This is a genomic window from Thermus sp. (assembly GCF_040290245.1).
Classification (GTDB): Bacteria; Deinococcota; Deinococci; order Deinococcales; family Thermaceae; genus Thermus_A.
This window is the reverse complement of the sequence record NZ_PSMQ01000002.1, coordinates 42,861-62,226: the sequence shown is the minus strand read 5'-3', so window position 1 is coordinate 62,226 and position 19,366 is coordinate 42,861. Positions and strand designations below refer to the sequence as shown.

The 19,366-nt window shown below is 64.1% G+C and carries 18 protein-coding genes and 3 pseudogenes; 11 read left to right on the top strand and 10 right to left on the bottom strand.

Annotated elements, in window-relative coordinates; translation table 11 throughout:
* Positions 1–64: 64 nt before the first annotated feature.
* Entirely contained in the window at positions 65–754 is a 690-nt protein-coding gene (gene pdo / locus C4301_RS00805; protein ID WP_352413222.1) for a protein disulfide oxidoreductase, read from the bottom strand.
* Between the two features lie 193 nt (positions 755–947).
* Between pdo and C4301_RS00800 the strand changes: the two are divergent.
* From C4301_RS00800 to C4301_RS00755, 10 genes and pseudogenes are all read left to right on the top strand, one after another.
* Positions 948–2,375, top strand: a pseudogene (locus C4301_RS00800) (MBL fold metallo-hydrolase).
* Positions 2,375–3,025, top strand: a complete 651-nt coding sequence (locus tag C4301_RS00795; protein ID WP_352413221.1) for a rhodanese-like domain-containing protein — start codon at positions 2,375–2,377, stop codon at positions 3,023–3,025. Before C4301_RS00800 ends, C4301_RS00795 begins: the two are co-directional and overlap by 1 nt.
* Positions 3,025–3,726: a sulfite exporter TauE/SafE family protein gene (locus tag C4301_RS00790; protein WP_352413220.1), complete on the top strand. Its 702-nt coding sequence runs from the start codon at positions 3,025–3,027 to the stop codon at positions 3,724–3,726. The genes C4301_RS00795 and C4301_RS00790 overlap by 1 nt, the downstream gene beginning before the upstream one ends.
* A 10-nt stretch (positions 3,727–3,736) precedes the next feature.
* Positions 3,737–4,123 (top strand): DUF302 domain-containing protein, encoded by a 387-nt coding sequence (locus tag C4301_RS00785; RefSeq protein WP_352413219.1) that lies wholly within the window; start codon positions 3,737–3,739, stop codon positions 4,121–4,123.
* Positions 4,120–4,998: a carbon-nitrogen hydrolase family protein gene (locus C4301_RS00780; protein WP_352413218.1), complete on the top strand. Its 879-nt coding sequence runs from the start codon at positions 4,120–4,122 to the stop codon at positions 4,996–4,998. Before C4301_RS00785 ends, C4301_RS00780 begins: the two co-directional genes overlap by 4 nt.
* 69 nt (positions 4,999–5,067) lie before the next feature.
* Positions 5,068–6,084: a uroporphyrinogen decarboxylase gene (gene hemE, locus C4301_RS00775; protein WP_352413217.1), complete on the top strand. Its 1,017-nt coding sequence runs from the start codon at positions 5,068–5,070 to the stop codon at positions 6,082–6,084.
* Positions 6,081–7,037, top strand: a complete 957-nt coding sequence (gene hemH, locus C4301_RS00770) for a ferrochelatase (protein ID WP_352413216.1) — start codon at positions 6,081–6,083, stop codon at positions 7,035–7,037. The genes hemE and hemH overlap by 4 nt, the downstream gene beginning before the upstream one ends.
* Positions 7,022–8,374 (top strand): protoporphyrinogen oxidase, encoded by a 1,353-nt coding sequence (hemG, locus tag C4301_RS00765; RefSeq protein WP_352413215.1) that lies wholly within the window; start codon positions 7,022–7,024, stop codon positions 8,372–8,374. Before hemH ends, hemG begins: the two co-directional genes overlap by 16 nt.
* A gap of 318 nt (positions 8,375–8,692) precedes the next feature.
* Positions 8,693–8,818: pseudogene (locus C4301_RS00760) on the top strand (peptidase S8); the annotation flags it as partial.
* Positions 8,819–8,888: 70 nt separating this feature from the next.
* Positions 8,889–9,320, top strand: a pseudogene (locus C4301_RS00755) (S8 family peptidase); the annotation flags it as partial.
* A gap of 138 nt (positions 9,321–9,458) precedes the next feature.
* Here the strand turns inward: C4301_RS00755 and phnE are convergent.
* Genes phnE through C4301_RS00740 form a run of 3 tightly spaced genes read right to left on the bottom strand, consistent with a single transcriptional unit; the run spans position 9,459 to position 12,751 of the window.
* Entirely contained in the window at positions 9,459–11,072 is a 1,614-nt protein-coding gene (phnE, locus tag C4301_RS00750) for a phosphonate ABC transporter, permease protein PhnE (RefSeq protein ID WP_352413214.1), read from the bottom strand.
* Positions 11,069–11,827 (bottom strand): phosphonate ABC transporter ATP-binding protein, encoded by a 759-nt coding sequence (gene phnC, locus C4301_RS00745; protein ID WP_352413213.1) that lies wholly within the window; start codon positions 11,825–11,827, stop codon positions 11,069–11,071. The genes phnE and phnC overlap by 4 nt, the downstream gene beginning before the upstream one ends.
* A 54-nt stretch (positions 11,828–11,881) precedes the next feature.
* Complete coding sequence (locus tag C4301_RS00740; protein ID WP_352413212.1) at positions 11,882–12,751, bottom strand: phosphate/phosphite/phosphonate ABC transporter substrate-binding protein; 870 nt, start codon at positions 12,749–12,751, stop codon at positions 11,882–11,884.
* A 151-nt stretch (positions 12,752–12,902) separates the two neighbouring features.
* On the opposite strand from C4301_RS00740, the gene C4301_RS00735 reads away from it, so the two are divergent.
* Entirely contained in the window at positions 12,903–14,006 is a 1,104-nt protein-coding gene (locus tag C4301_RS00735) for a trans-sulfuration enzyme family protein (RefSeq protein ID WP_352413211.1), read from the top strand.
* Positions 14,007–14,041: 35 nt separating this feature from the next.
* Here the strand turns inward: C4301_RS00735 and fba are convergent, their stop codons facing one another.
* The 6 genes from fba to C4301_RS00705 are packed head-to-tail and all read right to left on the bottom strand — an operon-like array spanning position 14,042 to position 19,358.
* Complete coding sequence (fba, locus tag C4301_RS00730; RefSeq protein WP_352413210.1) at positions 14,042–14,965, bottom strand: class II fructose-1,6-bisphosphate aldolase; 924 nt, start codon at positions 14,963–14,965, stop codon at positions 14,042–14,044.
* Positions 14,946–15,620, bottom strand: coding sequence for a ribulose-phosphate 3-epimerase (gene rpe, locus C4301_RS00725; RefSeq protein WP_352413209.1), 675 nt, complete (start codon positions 15,618–15,620; stop codon positions 14,946–14,948). Before rpe ends, fba begins: the two co-directional genes overlap by 20 nt.
* Positions 15,613–16,578, bottom strand: coding sequence for a phosphoribulokinase (locus tag C4301_RS00720; protein ID WP_352413208.1), 966 nt, complete (start codon positions 16,576–16,578; stop codon positions 15,613–15,615). Before C4301_RS00720 ends, rpe begins: the two co-directional genes overlap by 8 nt.
* Positions 16,568–17,470 carry a CbbX protein gene (gene cbbX, locus C4301_RS00715; RefSeq protein WP_352413207.1) on the bottom strand — a complete coding sequence of 301 codons (903 nt, stop codon included), beginning with the start codon at positions 17,468–17,470 and terminating at the stop codon, positions 16,568–16,570. Before cbbX ends, C4301_RS00720 begins: the two co-directional genes overlap by 11 nt.
* A 3-nt stretch (positions 17,471–17,473) precedes the next feature.
* The gene (locus C4301_RS00710; RefSeq protein ID WP_352413206.1) at positions 17,474–17,905 is read right to left on the bottom strand and encodes a ribulose bisphosphate carboxylase small subunit; all 432 of its coding nucleotides are present in this window, start codon (positions 17,903–17,905) and stop codon (positions 17,474–17,476) included.
* A 13-nt stretch (positions 17,906–17,918) separates the two neighbouring features.
* On the bottom strand, positions 17,919–19,358 hold the full coding sequence (locus C4301_RS00705) for a ribulose-bisphosphate carboxylase large subunit (RefSeq protein WP_352413205.1): 1,440 nt from the start codon (positions 19,356–19,358) through the stop codon (positions 17,919–17,921).
* Between the last annotated feature and the right edge of the window lie 8 nt (positions 19,359–19,366).

The window sequence follows — 19,366 nt, the reverse complement described above, 5'->3', positions numbered from 1 at the left end:
CCCACAGGCGGAAAGGAGACTGGGAAGAGCAGGCCCAAAAGGGCGTGCCCAGTCATGCGGCAGCTCATACCCTTACGCCCACCGCCTCCCTAATCGCCTGCAGGAAGGCCGCCACCGGCTGGGCCCCTAGGACCCTGGCCTTGCCGTGGTTGACGATGGTGTCCGGCACCCCGTGGATGTGGTACTTCTCGGAAAGGGCGGGAAACTCGTTGGCTTCCACCATCTCCCCAAAGACCTTGTCCGAGGCGTAGGCAAAGCGGTGGGCGGTGCGGACCGCCTGGGGGCAGTAGGGACAGGTGGGGGTGACGAAGACCTGGAGGACGACCTCCTCGGGGAGGCCCTGGAGGAACTCCACCGTCTCCTCGGGGAGGCCGTGGCCATCCCGGCCGATCATCTCGATGTCCTCGAGAAGACTTGCGAACTCGTACCCTGCGGGGATGCCCCGGTAACGGAGGTTCACCCGGTCCAGGCCCTTCTCCCTAAGGATGAGGGTGGGGGCCGCCTCCACCCGCATGGCCTGGGCCTGCCTCTGCCCTTCCGGTGTGGAGAGGTCGTAAACCACGAGGTGGAGTTTGTCGGAAAGGGCCGTGAGCTCCTCCATAAGCTGCTTGGTCTCCTTGCAGTAGAGGCAGGGCTCCTTGCCCGGGGCGATCAGGGTGGAGGAGTCGGTGAAAAGCACCGCCTCCACATCCTTCTCCAGAGTAGAAAGCCTCTGCCGGACGATCTCTTGCTCCTTTGGTCCCAGTAGCGCCATGGCCTCCTCCCGTTGTTCCCCCGGTGGGGAAGCAACCGCGATATACCCCCAAGAGGGTATATCTACGGGATACTATACCATACCCGCCATGGAATGACTAGCGATCTATGGAACAAACCCGGGCCTTGACGCACACTACCCTGGTAGGGTATCATGGAACTCAGGGGCATCGACCCCGAACAGGAGGGAAGCCATGGTATTCCGACAAATCTACGAGGAAGGCCTCGCGCAGATGAGCTACTTCCTGGGCTGCCCCGCCACGAAAGAGGCACTGGTGGTGGATCCCAAGCGGGACGTGGACACCTATCTAGAGCTTGCGGAAACGTTGGGGCTCCGCATCGTGGCCGTGGCGTAGACCCACATCCACGCGGACTACCTCTCCGGGGCCCGGGAGCTTGCGGCCCAGACGGGGGCCACCTTGTACCTCTCGGACGAGGGGGATGAGAACTGGAAGTACAAGGGCCTCGAGGGGTTTAAGTACGTCCTGGTCAAGGACAACGACGAGTTCCGGGTCGGGAACATCCGGGTGAAGGTCCTGCATACCCCCGGCCACACTCCGGAGCACATCGCCTTCCTGGTGGCGGACGGGGCGGTGACGGAGGAGCCCCTTCTCGCCCTCACAGGGGACTTCCTCTTCGTGGGGGAGGTGGGGCGGCCCGACCTTTTGGAGGAGGCCGCGGGGTTCAAGGGTACGGCAAAGCCGGGAGCAAAGGCCCTGTTCCAGAGCCTGAAGCGCTTCCTCACCCTTCCCGACCACCTGCAGATCTGGCCTGGCCACGGGGCAGGGTCGGCCTGCGGCAAGGCCTTGGGGGCCCTTCCCGCCACCACCTTGGGGTACGAACGCCGACACGCCTGGTGGGCGGAGTACCTGGAAAAGGAGGATGAGGAAGGGTTCGTAAAGGCCCTCCTCCAGGGCCAGCCCGAAGCCCCCACCTACTTCAAAGAGATGAAGCGGATGAACCGCGACGGGATGCCCCTTCTGGGCGGGGTGCCCCACCCTGCTCGGCTCACCCGGTTCCAGTTCCAAAAGGCCATAGAGGAGGGCGCGGTGCTCGTGGACACCCGGGACAAGTTCGCCTTCGCCGGGGGGCACCTCCCGGGGGCCCTCAGTATCCCCGCGGGGAAGAACTTCTCCACCTGGGCTGGGTGGCTTCTCCCCTACGACCGGCCCCTTGTCCTCCTTGCCGAGCCCCACCGGGTGGAGGAACTCACCCGGGGCCTGGTCCGCATCGGCCTGGACCAGGTGGTGGGGTATATCCCGAGCCTCGAGGGGTATGCGGAAGGGGAGCTGGAGGTGGTCCCCCAGGTGACCGCGGAAGAGGCCAGGAAGATGTGGGAGCAGGGGGCCTTCGTGCTGGACGTGCGGGGCCGGGACGAGTACCTCGCGGGCCACATCCCGAACGCGGTCAACATCCACGCGGGCCGGGTGGTGGCCAACCTGCACCGCCTCCCCAAGGACAAGCCCATCCTCGTCCACTGCCTGGGTGGAGACCGTTCCAGCACCGCCATCAGCGCCCTGCTCGCCCACGGCTTTAGGAACGTGTACAATCTCACCGGCGGGATCAAGGCCTGGATGGAACGGGGCTTCCCAGTGGACAAGGCGCTGGAGGTGACGGCCTGATGGTCAAGAACCTAACCCCAGAAGAGGCGAAGACCCTTTACGACCAGGGTGTACCCTTCGTGGACGTCCGGGAGGTAGAGGAGTACGCCCAGGCCCGCATCCCTGGCGCAAAGCTACTCCCCCTCTCCGAGTTTTTGGCCCGCTACCAGGAGCTTCCCAAGGACACCCCAGTGGTCCTCTACTGCCGCACGGGGAACCGCAGCGAGCAGGCCGCGGCCTGGCTCGCCCAGCAGGGCTACACCAACCTCCTGAACCTGGAGGGCGGCCTCGTTCGCTGGTACCGGACGGGCCTTCCTGTGGACACAACCCCAGTGGAGGAGGTGTATGCTGCCACCTCCTTCAAGGAGGTGGGCCCTCAGGAGGCCTCGCGCTTGATGGAAGAAGGGGCCCTTGTGGTGGACGTTCGGGAGACGTGGGAGTACCCGGGAGGACACATCCCAGGGGCGGTGAACATCCCCCTTTCCGCCCTTCCCCAAAGGCTTTCCGAGCTCCCCAAGGACCGTATACTCCTCCTCGTCTGCAACTCGGGCAACCGCTCAGGCCTGGCCGCGGAGTTTCTGGTCAACCAGGGGTTCGATCCGGAAAAGGTGGTGAACCTCGAGGGCGGCACCTACGCCTGGCTGGGGGCGGGGCTACCGGTGGAAAAGTAATGCTGGCTTGGCTAGGCGCCCTTCTCATTGGCCTCTCCCTGGGCCTTCTGGGCTCAGGAGGCTCTATTCTCACCGTACCGATCTTAGTCTACCTCCTGGGAGAGCCTCCGAAGCTGGCCATCGCGGAAAGCCTCCTCATCGTGGGAGGGATCAGCCTGGTGGGGGTGCTGCCCTACGCCCTAAGGGGCCTGGTGGACTGGAAGAGCCTCCTCGGGTTCGGCCTGCCCAGCTTTGTCACAGGCCAGGTCCAGCTTCTGGTCTTCGCGGGCGTGATGCTGTTCGCCGCCTACCTCATGGCCCGCCCCCCCAGGCTGAGGCCCCAGGGGAGAAGGGCTTTCTGGAAGGCGGCTTTAGAGGGAACGATGGTGGGGGCCCTCACCGGGTTCGTGGGCGTGGGGGGCGGGTTTTTGATCGTGCCCGCCTTGGTCCTTCTGGGGGGCCTTCCCATGCACCGGGCGGTGGGGACAAGCCTGGCCATTGTCACCCTTAACGCCGTCGTAGGGGGCTACAAGCACACCGCCTCCCTTGCCCAGCAAGACTCCATCCACTGGGGGCTTGTCCTCTCCCTCACCCTGGTGGGGATACTAGGGAGCCTCCTCGGGGGAAGGCTTTCCCTCCACCTGCCCCAGGAGCGGCTCCGGCAGGGCTTCGTCCTTTTCCTGTTGGCCATCGGCGTGTATATCGGGGTGAAAAACCTATAGGAGGCGAAACATGGAAGCGGCGCTCACATACCGGATTAGAGGAAGCCTCGAGGCAGTCAGAACCAGGGTGGTGGAGGCGCTTCAGGAGGAAGGCTTCGGCATCCTGAGCGAGATCCCGGTCTCGGAGGTCCTGAAGGCCAAGATAGGGGCAACGATGGAGCCCTACCTCATCCTGGGGGCCTGCAACCCCCATCTGGCCAAGGAAGCGCTGGAGAAAAACCGGCAGGTGGGGGTTCTCATGCCCTGCAACGTGGTCTTAAGACAGGTGGGGGAAGAGGTGGAGATCCTTCTCCAAAACCCCTTGGCCTTCTTTCCTCTTCTTCCGGGTCTTCCGGAAGGTGCGGCCCAGGAAGCCTTAAGCCGCCTCCAGCAGGCGATGAGTAGACTGGGGGCGTGACCCTTCTCGTCCTCCAGACGGAGATCCACCCCCAGGACTACCTGAACCAGGAAACCTTTAGAAAAAGGGTCTTCAGCCTCCTGGAAGAGGGGTTTCGGGGCGAGGATACCCCCCGCTTGGCGGCTTTCCCCGAGGCCTTCGCCCTTCCCCTTCTCTTTTACCTCGAGGCCGAACCCGTCCTGGAGGCCCCGACCCTCTCGCGGGCGCTTCTTTACCACCTGCACAGGGAGGGGCCCCTCTTCCCTTGGAAGCGGGCAAAGAAGGCCTTCCACCTGTGGAAGGAGGTCTTCTGCGAGGCCGCCCGGGCTTTCAACGCCTACCTCCTAGCGGGTAGCCTCCTCACGCCCTTCTACGATGAGGAGCTCTCCCTAGGCCGGTTCATGAGGGGGGTGGGGTTTTACAACCTGGCCCTCTTCCTCAATCCCCAAGGCCAGGTCCTGGCCCGTATTCCCAAGATGCGCCTCAGTTCGGCGGAGGGGTTTTTAAACCGGGGGTCCTTCGGCCCCCACCTGGTCCAGACCCGGTACGGCCGGATGGGGGTCCTGATCTGCCTGGATGCCTTTTTTCAAAGCCACGTGGAGCGGCTGGACGCCCAGGGGGCCGAACTCCTCCTCGTCCCCTCGGCCAACCCCGCCCCCTGGGACCGGCCCTGGCCCAAGAATCCGGCCCGGAAGGAGGGGGAAGTCTGGGTGGAGGCGATGGCCAATCGGCTCTTGGGGCGGGAAAACCTCCGCCTTCTCCTGAACCCTATGCTGAATGGCCGCTTTTTGGGCCTCGTCTTCGAGGGGCAAAGCGGCATCTACACCCAAGGACAGCCCCCCAAACTGGCCGGATCACCTCGAGGGGACGACTTTTTAAAGGTTTTCTGGGAATAATCGGATTAGGAAAAAACCTGTGCCCCAAGCCTATTACCGAGGAAGCCTTAAGCCGTAGAATGGCACCTCGTGAATGACCTCATCCTCCGGGCCGCTCGAGGCCTCCCCACCCCCAGGCCCCCCGTCTGGTTCATGCGCCAAGCGGGCCGGTACCAGGCCTCCTACCGGAAGCTTCGGGAAAGGTACACCCTCCCCGAGATGGTCCGCCACCCCGAGGTGGCGGCGGAGGTCACCCTGGCCCCCGTGCGGGAGCTGGGGGTGGATGCGGCCATCCTCTTCGCAGACATCACCACCCCTCTTTACGGGATGGGGGTCGAACTGGAGATCGTGGAAGGGAAGGGCCCCGTCTTCGCCAGGCCCATCCGGAGCGTGGAGGACCTCAAGGCCCTAAGGCCTTTGGAAGCGGAACGGGACGTCCCCTTCATTCTGGAAGCGATCCGGATGCTTAAGGAGCAGCTCGAGGTGCCCCTTATCGGCTTTGCAGGGGCCCCCTTTACCTTGGCCGCCTACCTGGTGGAGGGGGGGCCAAGCCGGCGCTTCTTGCAGGTGAAGACCTTGATGTACAAGGAAGAGGCCCTCTTCCACCGGTTGATGGAGCTTTTGACGGAAAACATGGCCCACTACCTCCAGGCCCAGATCCGGGCGGGGGCGGACCTGGTCCAGGTCTTCGACTCCTGGGTGGGAACCCTCTCCCCCGCAGACTACCAGCGGTACGTCCAGCCCCACATGGCAAGGCTCTTCGCCCTCTTGCAGCCCCTGGGCGTGCCCGTGATCCACTTTGGGGTCCAGACCATGGGGCTTCTTTGGGAAATGAAAAAGGCGGGGGGGGATGTCCTGGGCCTGGACCACCACACCCCCCTTCCCTGGGCCCGGGAGGTCTTGGGCACAACCCCCGTCCAGGGGAATCTGGACCCCGCGGTCCTCCTCGCTCCCAAAGGGGTGATCCGGCGGGAGGTCCAGAGGATTTTGCAGGAAAACGCGGGCCGGCCTGGCCACATCTTCAACCTCGGCCACGGCCTTCTGCCGGAAACCCCGGAAACCCATGTGCGGTATGTGGTAGATCTAATTAAAGAGGTGTCCGGATGAACGTACTCCTGATGGCCTATGGAACCCCTTACAGCCCCGAGGAGATCGAGCCCTACTACACGGACATCCGCCGGGGAAGAAAGCCCCCTGAGGAGCTCCTCAAGGAGCTTTCCGAGCGCTACGCGGCCATCGGCAAAAGCCCCCTGAACGAGATCACGCTGGCCCAGGGCATTCGGCTCCAGGCCCTTTTGAACCTCGAGGCCCCCGCCTACCCCAAGCGCCTCCTGGGGCCTTTCCCACCCCGCACCCCCCAAGGACCGGCCCGGGTCTATATCGGGACCAAGCACTGGCACCCCCTGATCGGCGAAGCCATAGCCGCCATGCACGAGGACGGCGTGCGGAAGGCCGTGGCCATCGTGGCCGCGCCCCACTACTCCCTAAGGAGCGTGGCGGAATACCAGGAGAAGGTCCAAGAAGCGGCCCGGGCCCTGCCCCAGCCCATGGAGTTCGTCTGGGTGGAAAGCTACTACGACCACCCGGGTCTCATCGCCGCCTACGCCCGCAGGCTGGAGGAGGCCATCTGGAGGCTCAAGGACCCCAGGCGGGCGGCCTACGTCTTCACCGCCCACTCCATCCCCCTCTCGGCGGTGGAGCGGGGCGACCCTTACCCAAGGCAGGTGGAGGGGACGGCGGAACGGATCGCCCTGCGGCTCAACCTTCCCCGGTTCCAGGTGGCCTACCAGTCCGCGGGGCGCACCCCCGAGCCCTGGCTCGGCCCGGACATCAACGAGCTTTTGCAAACCCTCAAGGAGGAAGGGGTGGAGGAGGTGGTGGTCCAGGCGGTGGGCTTCCCCGCTGACCACCTCGAGGTCTTTTACGACCTGGACCTGGAGGCCCAGGCCACGGCGGAGCGGTTGGGCCTTAGGCTTCTCAGGGCCCGGGGCCTGAACGCTGACCTGGACTATATCCAGGTGCTTAAGGACCTGGTGGAGGCGGCGTGGCAGAGGTCGTAATCGTGGGCGGGGGTATGGCGGGGGTGGCGGCGGCTTACCGCCTGAAGAAGGAGGGCGTGGACCTCCTCCTCCTCGAGGCCGCCCCCAGGCTCGGGGGAAAGATCCGGACCGTCCGCCAAGGGGGGTTTTTGGTGGAGGGGGGTCCCGACGCAAGCGTCCGCTACAAGCCCGCCCTTTTGGCCCTGGGCAAGGAGGTGGGCCTGGAACCCGTGGGCACCCTGCCCGCCAAGCCCGCCGCCTATATCCTCCGGAAAGGCCGCCCCCACCCCCTCCCGGAGGGGCTTATGGTCTTCGTTCCGGGGGACCTCAAGGCCTTGGTCCGGACCCCTCTTCTGTCTTTGGGCGGAAAACTCCGGGCCCTTCTTGAGCCCTTGATCCCCCCCAGCCCCCATGAGGACGAGGCCCTGGGGACGTTCATCGCCCGCCGCTTCGGCGAGGAGGTCTTCCAGGCCCTGGTCGCCCCCTTGGCCGGAGGGGTCTACGGCGGGGAACCGGAGGCGCTTTCCGTGCGGGCAGCCTTTCCCCAGCTCTGGGAGATGGAGAGGAAGGGGGGTCTTTTGCGAAGCGCCCTAAAGGCGCAAAAGGCCCGGGGAAGCCGGGAAGGGGGGGGCCTATTCTTCTCCTTCCAGGAAGGGCTTTTCGAGCTCATCCGGCGCCTTTCGGAAGGGGTTCCCCTCCGGCTTGGCACGCCGGTTCTTGGCCTCGAGGCCCTGAGGGGCGGCTTCCGCCTCCACACCCCGCAAGGGGCCCTGGAGGCCGAGGCGGTCATCCTCGCCACCCCTGCCCCGGTGACGGCCCGGCTCCTAAGGCCCTTCCTCCCCCAGGCCACCGCCCTTTTGAACGCCATTCCCCACACCCCGTCCGCCACGGTCAGCTTGGCCTTTAGGAAGGAGGCCCTCCCCGAGGTCCAAGGGCACGGCCTCCTCATCGCCAAAGGGGAGGGGTACCGGGTAAGGGGCTTCACCTGGACGGACCAGAAGTGGGCGGGCCGGGCTCCGGAGGCCTACCGGCTGGTGCGGGCCTACCTCTCAGGGGAGGTGGCCCTGCTCTCCGAGGCCGAGCTCATCCGCACCGCGCTGGAGGACCTAAATCGGTTCCTTGGTGCCTCCCTAAGGCCCGAGCGGGCCTACGCCTTCCGCTTCCCCGAGGGGATGCCCGTCTACGGCCTAGGGCATCTGGACCGCATCCGGCGGCTGGAGGTGGCCCTTACGGAGGGGCTTTTCCTGGCGGGAAACTATCTGAGGGGCGTGGGGCTTCCCGAGGTGGCCGAGTCCGGGCAGACCGCGGCCCAAAGGGCACTCGAGTACCTGGGGCTAAAACGGCCGAGCACCCGGTAAACCCTCCCCCTAAGGTGCCTATAGGGCAAATTCCTACCTCGCATTAGGCCAGCCGCGCTAAAAACCGCGGGGTTCCAGATCCGGGAGGGGTACGACCTTGGCCGCACCTGCGGCCTCGAGCTCGTCAAGGTGGGGTTTGACCGACCTTTAGGCCAGGCCCTGGTCGAGCTCGAGGCCCTAGACCCCGCGTACAAAGCCGACCTGGAAACTCTCTGGTCCTTCGATGGCCTGGACGGCCCCAAGGAGGTGGGGGCCCCCTGGGCCCACGGCCGGGGCCATACAGGACGGGGGGTCAAAGTGGCCGTTTTGGACACCGGGATGGACCCGGCCCTCCCCCAGATCCCCGGGTACGATTTCGTGGAGAACGATACGCTCCCTCAGGACGCCTTCCCAGGCGGCCACGGGACCGGTGTAGCAGGGCTGGTCCTGGGGGTGGCCCCAGACGCGCAGATCCTTCCCCTACGGGTTTGCGACCAGACCGGCACCTGCCGCGCCAGCTGGGTGGTGGGGGGGCATGCTGGGTATTGGACCACGCCCCCCGCCCACCGTCCTCAATCTCAGCCTGGGCGGAGACACCCCAGTGGCGCTCCTGGAAAGCGTCCTGGGGCTAGCCCTCGTCAAAGGGTACCCTGTGGCTGCGGCAGCGGGGAAGCAGGGACAGTACGGAAGCCCAGCCCACTACCCTGCCGCCTTCCCCTTGGCCGGGCTGGTGGCGGTGGGGGCCCTTGACCCCGCACCTGCCACCCCCTCTGGCTGGGCCCCAGCCCTCTATAGCACCCAGGGCGCCCATCTGGACCTATCCGCCCCAGGCACCAACCTCACCTGCCTCACCCCCGGAGGGGGGATGGGCAGCTGCACCGGGACCTCCTTCGCCACCCCCTTGGTGGCAGGGGCGATGGCGGTCTGGCTCTCGGCCGATCCCAGCCTGGACCCAGTCCAGCTGGAGGCCAAGCTCAAGTCCACGGCCAGGCCACTACCCTATTCCTCGAATGCAGTGGGAACGGGAATGCTGGACCTCTCTCTCCCTGACGCCGCCGGGGTTGCCACAGATGGTCAAACAAGCGCAAAAAGGGGGCCAGGGCGCTTAGACCATCCGGCTACGAAGCCAGGAGGAGGCAAAGTCAATCAAATTAACCACCACAACGATGGCGATGACCCCGATGATCATCTGGTCGTAATGCCCAGCGTCCATTGCCCCCTTGATAAAATAGCCGATGCCCCCAGCACCCACCAGGCCCAGCACCACGGAGACCCGGAAATTGATCTCAAATCTGTACAGGGTATAGGAGACGAAAAGGGGCAAAACCTGTGGCAAGATGGCCCATCGGAGCACATTGACCCCGGCGGCCCCTGTAGCCTCCAGCGCCTCTATGGGACCCCTATCTGCGTTTTCGATGGCCTCGGAGTACAGTTTACCCAGATCCGCAAGGGAATGAATCGCCATGGCCAGGACCCCCGCAAACGGCCCAAGCCCGACCGCAGCCACAAAGACCAAGGCCAGGATAAGGGTATCCACCCCCCGGTCCACATTGTAAAAAGCCCGCATTATTGCGAAAACCACGCGCATTGGAGCGCTTCCCCGTGTGAGATTCCGGGCGGCCAGGAAGCTGGTGGGCACGGCGCAGACCGCGGCCAAAAACGTGCCCACTAAAGCGATCTCCACCGTCAGAAGCATCTCGGAAAGAACGCTTTGCAAGGGGAATATCCCCGCCTCAGGATTGGCCAAGTTGGGAGGCCAAGCCTTGTCCACAAACTGGACCAAAAAGGGCCAACCCTTGGCCAGCTTCTGAAGTTTGAACTCTGTGGCCTCGAAAGCGGGCAAAAGGGTGGAAAGCACCCCCGTCAGGATCAGGGCGGCCTTGGGATCGCCCATCTCCCAAAGGGAGGGGCGGCGCAAGAGGACCAAGCCCCCCCCCAGCATCAGGCCCGAAAGGGCGAAGATGGCCAAGGCACCGTACTGCAGCTGGCTGGGTTGAAGAAGGCGGTACCCGGCCTCGGCGGCTTCCTGGGGAAGGCCGCCCTCGAGGTCCCGCAACGAAGCAATAGGCCTTAACAGGGGCTGGCCTAGCTCCTTGAGGACAGCGTTTTTCTCGGGAAGAGAGGCATTGTATTCGGCCACCAGCTTTTCCTCTGCCCCTGGGGGAGCGGGCAGAAGAAGTTTATAATACCCGACCATCTTGGGCAGGTAAAGGTGGCCTTGGGTATTCAGCCAGGAAAAAGCCAGACCCCCCAGCCCTACCGCCAAGACCAAGGACCACCACCCCCTTTGGAAAGGCCTAAGGAGGAAAACCCCCAGGCCTACCCCTACGGCGGTTACCCCTTCCATCAGGCCATAAAGGGGAACCAGCCGCACCAGCTGGGTGGGTTGGGCCTGGGCCAGGAGGCCCAGAAGGGCAAGGCCCCCTCCTCCCAGGATCCCCGACCAGGCCGCCCACTGGGGCCGAAGGGCCAAAAGCCAAACCAGCCCCCCCAAAACGGGCACCAGGGCAAGCCAAGGGAAAACGGGGACAAGGGCCAGGAGGGTGGGATCCAAGGCATCCCGGCTAAGGAACCCCAAAGCACGGCTAAAGGGAAAGGCGAAGAAGGCCACCCCAAGGCTGAGACCTCCCCCCAGGACCAGTCGGCGCATGGAGCCCCTGGCCGTCCCCAGGAGGACCGCCAACCCTATGCTCAGGAAAAAAACGCCCAGGGGGGTCATGCCCACGTCTCCTTGCGTTCGTACACCTCGTCCACCATCTCCTCGGTAAGCTCCTCCGGCCTGCCGTCAAAAACGATCCGGCCTTTACGGAAAGCCACAATCCGCCGGGCATACCTGCAGGCCAGCTCGAGGGTGTGAATGTTGATCACCACCGTAACGCCCAGGGTCTCGTTGAACCTCTTGAGCACCCGCATCACTTCCTCTGAGAGCACAGGGTCCAGGTTGGCCGCGGGCTCATCGGCCAGGATCAGCTCCGGCTCCTGGGCCATGGCCCGGGCGATGGCCACCCGCTGCTGCTGCCCGCCGGAAAGGGTATCCACCCTCGCGGTCTCTTTAGAGGAAAGGTCCAGCCGGGCGATCTCCCTGCGGGCAATCTGGTAGTCCTGATCCGTGTAAAGGCCAAGAAGCCCCCGCCAGGCGGGTAGATACCCCAGCCGACCGTGCAGGACATTGTCCAAGACGCTCAGCCGGGGAACCAGGTTAAACTGTTGGAAAATGAAGCCCACCCGGCGGCGGTACTTTTGGAGCTCCCGTTTGGGAAGGCGGGTGATATCGGTTCCGCGAACCAGCACATGGCCCCGGCTAGGGATGAGAAGGCCATTCAGCGTGCGCAAAAACGTGCTCTTTCCCGCGCCTGAACGCCCGATGATGGCTACGAAATCCCCCTCCGGAATGACCAGGCTGACCTCGGCCAGGGCCTGAAAGGGGCCTCGCGGGGTCTGGAACACATGGGAGAGGTTGCGCACCTCGATCATGGCGCCTCACAACGCCGGCCCCCTGGATTCCAGGGGACCGGGTGGCCTCCAGGCCTACTGGCCCGCGATTCTACGGGCTTCCCGCACCACATCGTAGTCGGAATCCTTCGCGGGGACCATGTAGTCTATTCGATACAGGTTGAAAAGCAGCTTGCTCTCAGGGGTGCGGATGCGCCGGATGGCTGCGGCAATGCCCTTGGTCAGGTTGGGGTACTTGGTCAGGAATTGTTTGGATACGGTAAACGTATCCCCGGGAATGGGCCTGGTGTAGAAAATGGCGGTAATCTGAGCGGCCTCCTCTGGCTTCAAGAACTGGGTCCACGCCCCCGACTTGTTCCGGTCGTCGTTGGCGAAGGTGGCCGCGGCGTCTACAGAGCGATTGAGGACGGCTAGAACCGCCGCATCGTGCTTCCCGGCGAAGATCTGCTTGGAGAAGAACTTATCGGGGTTGATCCCGCGGGAGATCAGTGCAGCCCGTGGAAAGACATAGCCCGCCGCTGAATTTTTATCCACCCAGGCGATGGTCTTGCCCTCGAGCTGCTCGATGCGCCTGATCCCCGAGTCTTTGCGTACGATGATGGCAGACCAGTAGTAGGGGCTGTTGCCCCGGACGCTCTTAAGGAGCACCTCGGCCCCTACATCCTGATGGGCGATGACATACCCATCCGGGGGGAAGAAAGCAAAGTCCAGGTTTCCTCCCCGCATGGCCTCGATCAGGCCCCGATACTCCGTGGGGATGAAGACCTCCACCTCTATCGTCCCCTTGAACTCCTTTTCTATATAGTCCGCGATCGCCTGGGCAGCCGGACGGAGCTGGTCGGAGTTCTGGGTGGGGTTAAAGCCGATGCGCACCTTGATGGGGGCCTGTGCCAAACCAAGGGATAGGCCCAGAAGGGCCAGGACAAAAAACAGAGGCTTCCGCATACCGCGCTCAGTCTATCGCCCTGGGTCTCCTCTGACAAGCCGGACCCCACGCCACCTGGGGTCCTGCTCCACCCCCCGATTGGATCCCCCGCCCACGGCCCCAGGACGGTTCGCCCTCTTTGGGCTGGCCCACGCTATGTAGAATTCATCCATGGCCAAACCCCCTGTGAAGCTCGAAACCTGGCTGGTTGTGGCGGGCAGACCCGAGGAGGCGGGGAGCCCCTTAAACCCTCCCATTGTTCCCGCCTCCAACTTCCTCCGGGGAGCGGGGCGGACCTACGCCCGGGAAGAGGGTAACCCTACCTGGGAGGCCTTTGAGACTGTGGTGGGAGGGTTAGAAGGCGGCCGGGCCCTGGCCTTTTCCTCCGGCATGGCGGCGGCGGCCGCAGTCTTCGGCCTTCTGCCCGAGGGTTCCCTGGTGGTCCTTCCCACAGACTGCTACCAAGGGGTGGTGAGTCTGGCCAAGGAGGGGGCCTCGAGGGGACGGTGGCGGCTTGTAAGGCTTCCTTTAGAAGACACGGCCGCCTGGCAAAGGGCAGCCCGCCAAGCGGACCTCCTCTGGCTCGAGAGCATCTCCAACCCCCTTTTGCAGGTCACCGACCTCGTGGCCATCGCTCAGGCCCCTAGGAAGGCCGGGGGGCTTCTCGCTGTGGACAACACCCTGGCCACCCCTTTGAACCTCCGACCCCTCGAGCTTGGGGCTGACCTCGTGCTCCACTCCGCCACCAAACTCCTGGGGGGGCATTCCGACCTGCTCCTCGGGGCCTTGGTGGCGAGGGATGCGGGGGTTTGGACCCGGCTGAAAAAAGCCCGAACGCTCCACGGGGCCACCCCAGGGGTTCTGGAAGCCTTTTTGGCCCTAAGGGGCCTCCGCACCCTGGCGGTACGCCTAGAACGAGCGGAGCGCACCGCAGCCTTCTTGGCGGAAAAACTGGCCGCCCATCCTCAGGTGGAGCGGGTTTTCTACCCTGGGCTTCCAAGTCATCCTAGCCACGAGGTGGCCCGCCGTCTTCTTAAGGGCTACGGCACGGTGGTCTCCTTTGTGGTGCGAGGGGGAGCAGGACAGGCCGAAGAGGCCCTCGCCCGGCTCCGGCTCATCCGCCACGCCACCAGCCTGGGCGGGGTGGAGTCTACCATGGAGCGCCGGGCCAGCGTGCCCGGCCAGGAGCACCTTCCTCCTGGCCTCCTCCGCCTGAGCGTGGGCCTGGAGGCTCCGGAGGACCTTTGGACAGAACTCGAGAAAGCCCTGGGTTAAGGAGGGGCCGCCTTGCTCCCAGAGGGGAAAACGCCTCAGGCCCGGCCCGCCGTCCCCATGAGGAGGAACTTTTCCCGGATGACCTCTTTGAGGTATTCCCGCCCCTTTCCGATGATCTTCCGAGGGTCAAACTCCTTGGGGTTTTGCGTCACCACCTCCCGGATGCCCAAGGTCATGGCCAGGCGGAGGTCGGTGTCGATGTTGATCTTAGCGATGCCGTTGGGAATGGCCTTTTTGATGTCCTCGTCGTGAATGCCCGTGGCCTCTTTGAGCTCGGCCCCCGTGGCCAGAAGCCTTTCCTTAAGCCATCCGGGCACCCCACTCGCCCCGTGGAGGACCAGGGGGATATGGACCCGTCTGGCGATCTCCTCCAGGCGTTTATGGTCTATATACGGCCTTCCCTTCCCCTTGTAGGCGCCGTGGCTCGTTCCGATGGCGATGGCCAGGTAGTCGACTCCTGTAAGCTCCACAAACCGCTCGGCCTCACCAGGGTCGGTCAGAAACGCCTCCGCTTCGGAAACCTGGATGTTGTCCTCGATGCCCTGGAGCCGGCCCAGCTCCGCCTCCACGCTCACCCCTACCGCGTGGGCGGCCTCCACGCACCTTTTCGTCTCGGCCACGTTCTCCTCAAAGGGGTGGTGGGAGGCATCGATCATTACGCTGGTGAAGCCCGCCCGGATGGCCTGCATCACCATCTTGAAGTCGGCCCCGTGGTCCAGGTGGAGGGCCACGGGCACCCTGACCCGGCTCGCCATGTCCTTGACCAAGTTGGCCAGGTTTTCCATCCCCGCATACTTCCTCGCCCCATCCGAGATCTGGATGAAGACCGGGGCCCGCATCTCCTCCGCCACCTCGAGGATGGCCTGGGTGATCTCGAGGTTGTTCGTATTGAAACTGGGAACGGCATACCCTTCCCGCCTCGCCTTGTCCAGGATTTCCTTACCCACGACCAAAGGCATGGACCACCTCCTTAAGCCGCTTCAGGTTTTCGGCCACCGGTCGCTCGTTGAACAGCGCACTGCCCGCCACCACCACGTCCGCCCCCCCCTGGAGGACCAAAGGGAGGGTCTTCTCGTTCACCCCCCCGTCCACCTCCACCAGGCAGGCCGGGTTCAGCCGGTCCCGCATCTCTTTAAGCGCCTTGAGTCGCGCGGTGGAAGAGGGGATGTACCTCTGCCCTCCGAACCCCGGGTTCACGCTCATGAGAAGGGCCAGGTCCAACTCAGGCAGGAGGGGCTCAAAAGCCTCCAGGGGTGTCCCAGGGTTAACGGCCAGCCCCGCCTTCTTCCCCAGCTCCCTGACCTGCTGAACCCCCCGGTGGGGGTGGTAGGTGGCCTCCACGTGGATGGTAATCCAGTCCGCCCCCGCCATGGCGAAGTCCTTGAGGTACCGCTCAGGCTCCACGATCATCAGGTGGACGTCCAGGGGCAAGGAGGTCACCCGGCGCACCGCCTCCACCACCAGAGGGCCGAAGGTGAGGTTGGGAACAAACCGCCCATCCATCACGTCCAGGTGGATCCAGTCCACCCCCGCCTCCTCCGCCTCGCGGATAGCCTCGCCCAGACGGGCAAAGTCCACGGTGAGGACGGAGGGGGCGAAGAGGGGTTTAGGCATAGTGAAGCACTCCCTTCTGGATGGCCAGCTCCCGCATCTTGACCAAATAATACGCGATGATGAGCTGGGTGAGGGCCAGGGGGTAACTCTGCCCGGCCTTGTCCCAGAAGGTGCCGATGTACTCTGGGTTGAACTGCTCCGCGTGAGGCCCCAGGTGTTCCCAGATGACCCGCTCCAGGGCCTGGGCCTTCTCCGCACTCACATTCCCAGTGATGTCCAAAACATCCGCGTTTTTGCGGGCCTCGAGACGGAGAAGAGCCTCCTCCTCGTCCGCCAGGTGGAGGACCTCCGTAAGGTCGAGCTTGGGCAGGGTGCGCCGAAGGGCGATGCGAACGTTGAGGGTACTGGGGTTTTCCGGATCATACCCTGGTGGGCGGTAGAAGCGGACCACGATGTCCGCATGCTCCTTCTGGGGCCAGATGAACGCCTGGGAGTCGGGCATACGGCGCTCGATGTCCGCCACCACTTGCTCCGGTGTGTAGCCCCGTTTGGCCACGTCCCGCCTGATCTTCCACTCCCGCCTCAGCTCCTCCTCAGGGTCCAGGTAAACCTTAAGGTGGTAACGGCTCCTGAGCTCGAGGGTATACAGGGTCAGGAGGCCCTCCAGAATCACCACTCGAGGGATCAGACGGCCCATCTCCTCCACCGCTTTGGGTGGGGGAATGTAGACTGGAGGGTCAAAAGTGCCCGTGGAATGGTTGTAAACGGGTTTCAGAATGGGCTCTCCCTGGGCCAGAAGCCGGACGTGCTGCTCCAGGATGTCCAGGTAGTTGCACTCCGGATTCAAAGGGGTAATGCCTAAGGCGGCCCGCTGCTTCCGGTCGTACTTATGGTAGTCGTCCACGCAGATCTGCGTGGTCCTTTCCACACCCAAAAGCCGGGCGATCCCACTGGAGATGGTGGTCTTCCCTGCTCCCGAGTCCCCGGCGATGCCCAGCATAAACGGCCTATTGGGCATGCTTTCCTCCTTCCTCCGGCAAGGGGGTGCGGAAGACGCTGCTTTGGTAGATGTCGTCCGCGGCAATGCGCCTTAGGTCCTCCGCTGAAACCTGGCCCCCCTTGGTAAAAAGCCGGTAGGCCTGCCGGAGCTTGAACCGGTCTATCGCGTTGCGGACGCTCCGAGCGTTGGCAAAACCAGGCAGGCGCATCCTCCTTTGCAAATACTCCCGGAAAGCCTGGAGCGCCGCCTCGTCCATCTCGTAGTTCTGAGCCTGGAGCATGAGTTTGGCGATTTCGATGAGTTCCTCCAGGGTGTAGTCGGGAAACTCGATGTGATGGGCGATCCGGGAGCGCATCCCTGGATTGAGCTGGAAGAACTGATCCATCCGGTCCTTGTACCCGGCCAGGATCACCACCAGGTCCTCCCTTTGGTTCTCCATGACCTGGAGGAGGATCTCGATCGTCTCCTGGCCGTAGTCCCGCTCGTTCTCCGCCCGGTAGAGGCTGTAGGCCTCGTCAATGAATAAAACCCCGCCCATGGCCCGCTTCAACACCTCCTTGGTCTTGGGAGCGGTGTGGCCGATGTACTGCCCCACCAGGTCATCCCGGCTGGCCACCACCAGGTGCTCCCTCCGGATGTACCCCAGGCGGTGCAAAATGGTAGCCATGCGCATGGCCACGGTGGTCTTCCCGGTACCCGGAGAACCGGTGAAAGCCATGTGGAGGACGGGCCTCTCCGCCACCAGACCCAGGGTTTGGCGCAGCCTCGAGACGACCAGGTAGGCAGCGATCTCCCGGATGCGCTGTTTTACCGGCCTAAGCCCCACAAGCTCCCGGTCCAGCCGGTCCAGGACCTCGGTGACCTGGCTTTCCTGCATGAGCTGGCTGAGGTCGGCCACGGGCGGGGTCATGGACTACTCCTCCTGGTAGCGTCGTCCGGAAGGCCTCATGGTCACGTAGGGCTCGAGGGTGTACCTGAGCCTCCGGCCGTCCGAGTAGAGCTGGCGGTGGAGCCGGAAACCGGGCTCCTCGGCCTTGGGCCGGTGGGCGATGAAGGAGACCCGTTGGGCCTGCCACATGGGCGAGGGGTCGTAGCCGTTGATCTTGATGTAGTGGTTGGGGAAGGCCTCCCGGCACTTCTGGAACTCGTACATGGCGGGCGCGGGGTCTTCCAGGTCAAACATGGGCAGGCCCCACATGTTCCAGTAGACGTTGTAGGGGCTCGGGTCGTCCGTATACTCGATAGAAACCGCCCAGCCGTTCTTAATGATGTACTCGATCTGAAGCCGAATCTCCTCGTCCGTTAGGTCAGGAAGGTAGGAAAAGGTCCCTTGGGTAATCCGCATCTTAGACCTCCTTTCATCTCGTGGGGGTGGGAAGGACATCCGGGGTGTCGGTGGAGGCGAAGTCAAAGGTCACCGCACCCCAGGTCTCCAGGGCCATGGCCAGGGCGGGGCTGTGCTGGGCCGCTTTTTTCAGGATCTCCGGGCCTTCCGCCAGGATGTCCCGGCCCTCGTTCCGGGCCTTGACCATGGCCTCCAGGGCCACCCGGTTCGCCGTGGCGCCCGCCTGAATGCCCATGGGGTGGCCAATGGTACCCCCGCCGAACTGCAAGACGACATCCTCCCCAAGGAGGTGCAAAAGGAGGTGCATCTGCCCCGCGTGGATACCCCCTGAGGCCACGGGCATCACCGCGGGCAGGTAGGCCCAGTCCTGCTCGAAGTAGATCCCCTTGACCGGGTCTGGGTAGTTGTGCTGTTCCCTCAGGATGGCATAGTACCCCTGGGTCAGGTTAGGGTCTCCCTCCAGTTTCCCCACGATCGTACCCGCATGGATATGGTCCACCCCCAGCATCCGCATCCACTTGGCCAGGACGCGGAAGTTGATCCCGTGGTTCTTCTGCCGGGTAAAGGTGGCGTGGCTGGCCCGGTGGAGGTGCAGGATCATGCCGTTTCTGTGGCACCAGTTGGAAACGCTCTGAAGCGCGGTGTATCCCATGGTAAGGTCCACCATGACGATGATGGAACCGATCTCCTTGGCGAACTCGAGGCGCTCATACACCTGCTCCATGTCCGGGGCGGTGACGTTCATGTAATGCCCCTTCCGTTCCCCGGTGGCCTCCTCCGCCTTCATCACCGCCTCCTGGGCGTAGAGGAAGCGGTCCCGCCAGCGCATGAAGGCCTGGGAGTTGATGTTCTCATCGTCCTTGGTGAAGTCCAGCCCCCCCGCAAGCGCCTCGTAGACCACCCGGCCGTAGTTCCGCCCCGAAAGGCCTAGCTTGGGCTTGACCGTGGCCCCAAGGAGAGGCCGGCCGTACTTGTTGAGCATGTCCCGCTCCACCGGGATGCCGTGGGGGGCCCCTTTGAAGGTCTTGAGGTAGGCCACCGGGATGCGGAGGTCCTCGAGGCGGAGCGCCCGGAGCGCCTTAAACCCGAAGACGTTCCCGATGATGCTGGAGGTCATGTTGGCGATGGAGCCCTCCTCAAAAAGGGCCAGGTCGTAAGCGATCCAGGCGAAGTACTGCTCGGGGTTCCCAGGGACAGGCTCCACCCGGTAAGCCTTGGCCCGGTACCGGTCCAGATAGGTGAGCCGGTCGGTCCAGACCACCGTCCAGGTGGCGGTGCTGGACTCTCCCGCCACCGCGGCCGCCGCCTCCTCCGGCTCCACCCCAGGCTGGGGCGTAACCCGGAAAAGGGCCAGGACGTCCGTATCCTTGGGTTCGTAATCGGGGTCGTAGTACCCCATCACCTTGTACTCCACCACGCCGCCCTTTTTGTAGATCTCCTTCTTGCTCGCCATATCTCCTC

Excerpts from the sequence above, each read along its gene's own strand:
- rpe (WP_352413209.1), bottom strand. The coding sequence starts at position 15,620 with ATGCCTAAACCCCTCTTCGCCCCCTCCGTCCTCACCGTGGACTTTGCC.
- C4301_RS00735 (WP_352413211.1), top strand. The coding sequence starts at position 12,903 with ATGGCCAAACCCCCTGTGAAGCTCGAAACCTGGCTGGTTGTGGCGGGC.
- C4301_RS00785 (WP_352413219.1), top strand. The coding sequence starts at position 3,737 with ATGGAAGCGGCGCTCACATACCGGATTAGAGGAAGCCTCGAGGCAGTC.
- C4301_RS00720 (WP_352413208.1), bottom strand. The coding sequence starts at position 16,578 with ATGCCCAATAGGCCGTTTATGCTGGGCATCGCCGGGGACTCGGGAGCA.
- C4301_RS00795 (WP_352413221.1), top strand. The coding sequence starts at position 2,375 with ATGGTCAAGAACCTAACCCCAGAAGAGGCGAAGACCCTTTACGACCAG.
- hemH (WP_352413216.1), top strand. The coding sequence starts at position 6,081 with ATGAACGTACTCCTGATGGCCTATGGAACCCCTTACAGCCCCGAGGAG.
- C4301_RS00740 (WP_352413212.1), bottom strand. The coding sequence starts at position 12,751 with ATGCGGAAGCCTCTGTTTTTTGTCCTGGCCCTTCTGGGCCTATCCCTT.
- phnE (WP_352413214.1), bottom strand. The coding sequence starts at position 11,072 with ATGACCCCCCTGGGCGTTTTTTTCCTGAGCATAGGGTTGGCGGTCCTC.
- cbbX (WP_352413207.1), bottom strand. The coding sequence starts at position 17,470 with ATGACCCCGCCCGTGGCCGACCTCAGCCAGCTCATGCAGGAAAGCCAG.
- C4301_RS00710 (WP_352413206.1), bottom strand. The coding sequence starts at position 17,905 with ATGCGGATTACCCAAGGGACCTTTTCCTACCTTCCTGACCTAACGGAC.
- C4301_RS00790 (WP_352413220.1), top strand. The coding sequence starts at position 3,025 with ATGCTGGCTTGGCTAGGCGCCCTTCTCATTGGCCTCTCCCTGGGCCTT.
- phnC (WP_352413213.1), bottom strand. The coding sequence starts at position 11,827 with ATGATCGAGGTGCGCAACCTCTCCCATGTGTTCCAGACCCCGCGAGGC.
- fba (WP_352413210.1), bottom strand. The coding sequence starts at position 14,965 with ATGCCTTTGGTCGTGGGTAAGGAAATCCTGGACAAGGCGAGGCGGGAA.
- pdo (WP_352413222.1), bottom strand. The coding sequence starts at position 754 with ATGGCGCTACTGGGACCAAAGGAGCAAGAGATCGTCCGGCAGAGGCTT.
- C4301_RS00705 (WP_352413205.1), bottom strand. The coding sequence starts at position 19,358 with ATGGCGAGCAAGAAGGAGATCTACAAAAAGGGCGGCGTGGTGGAGTAC.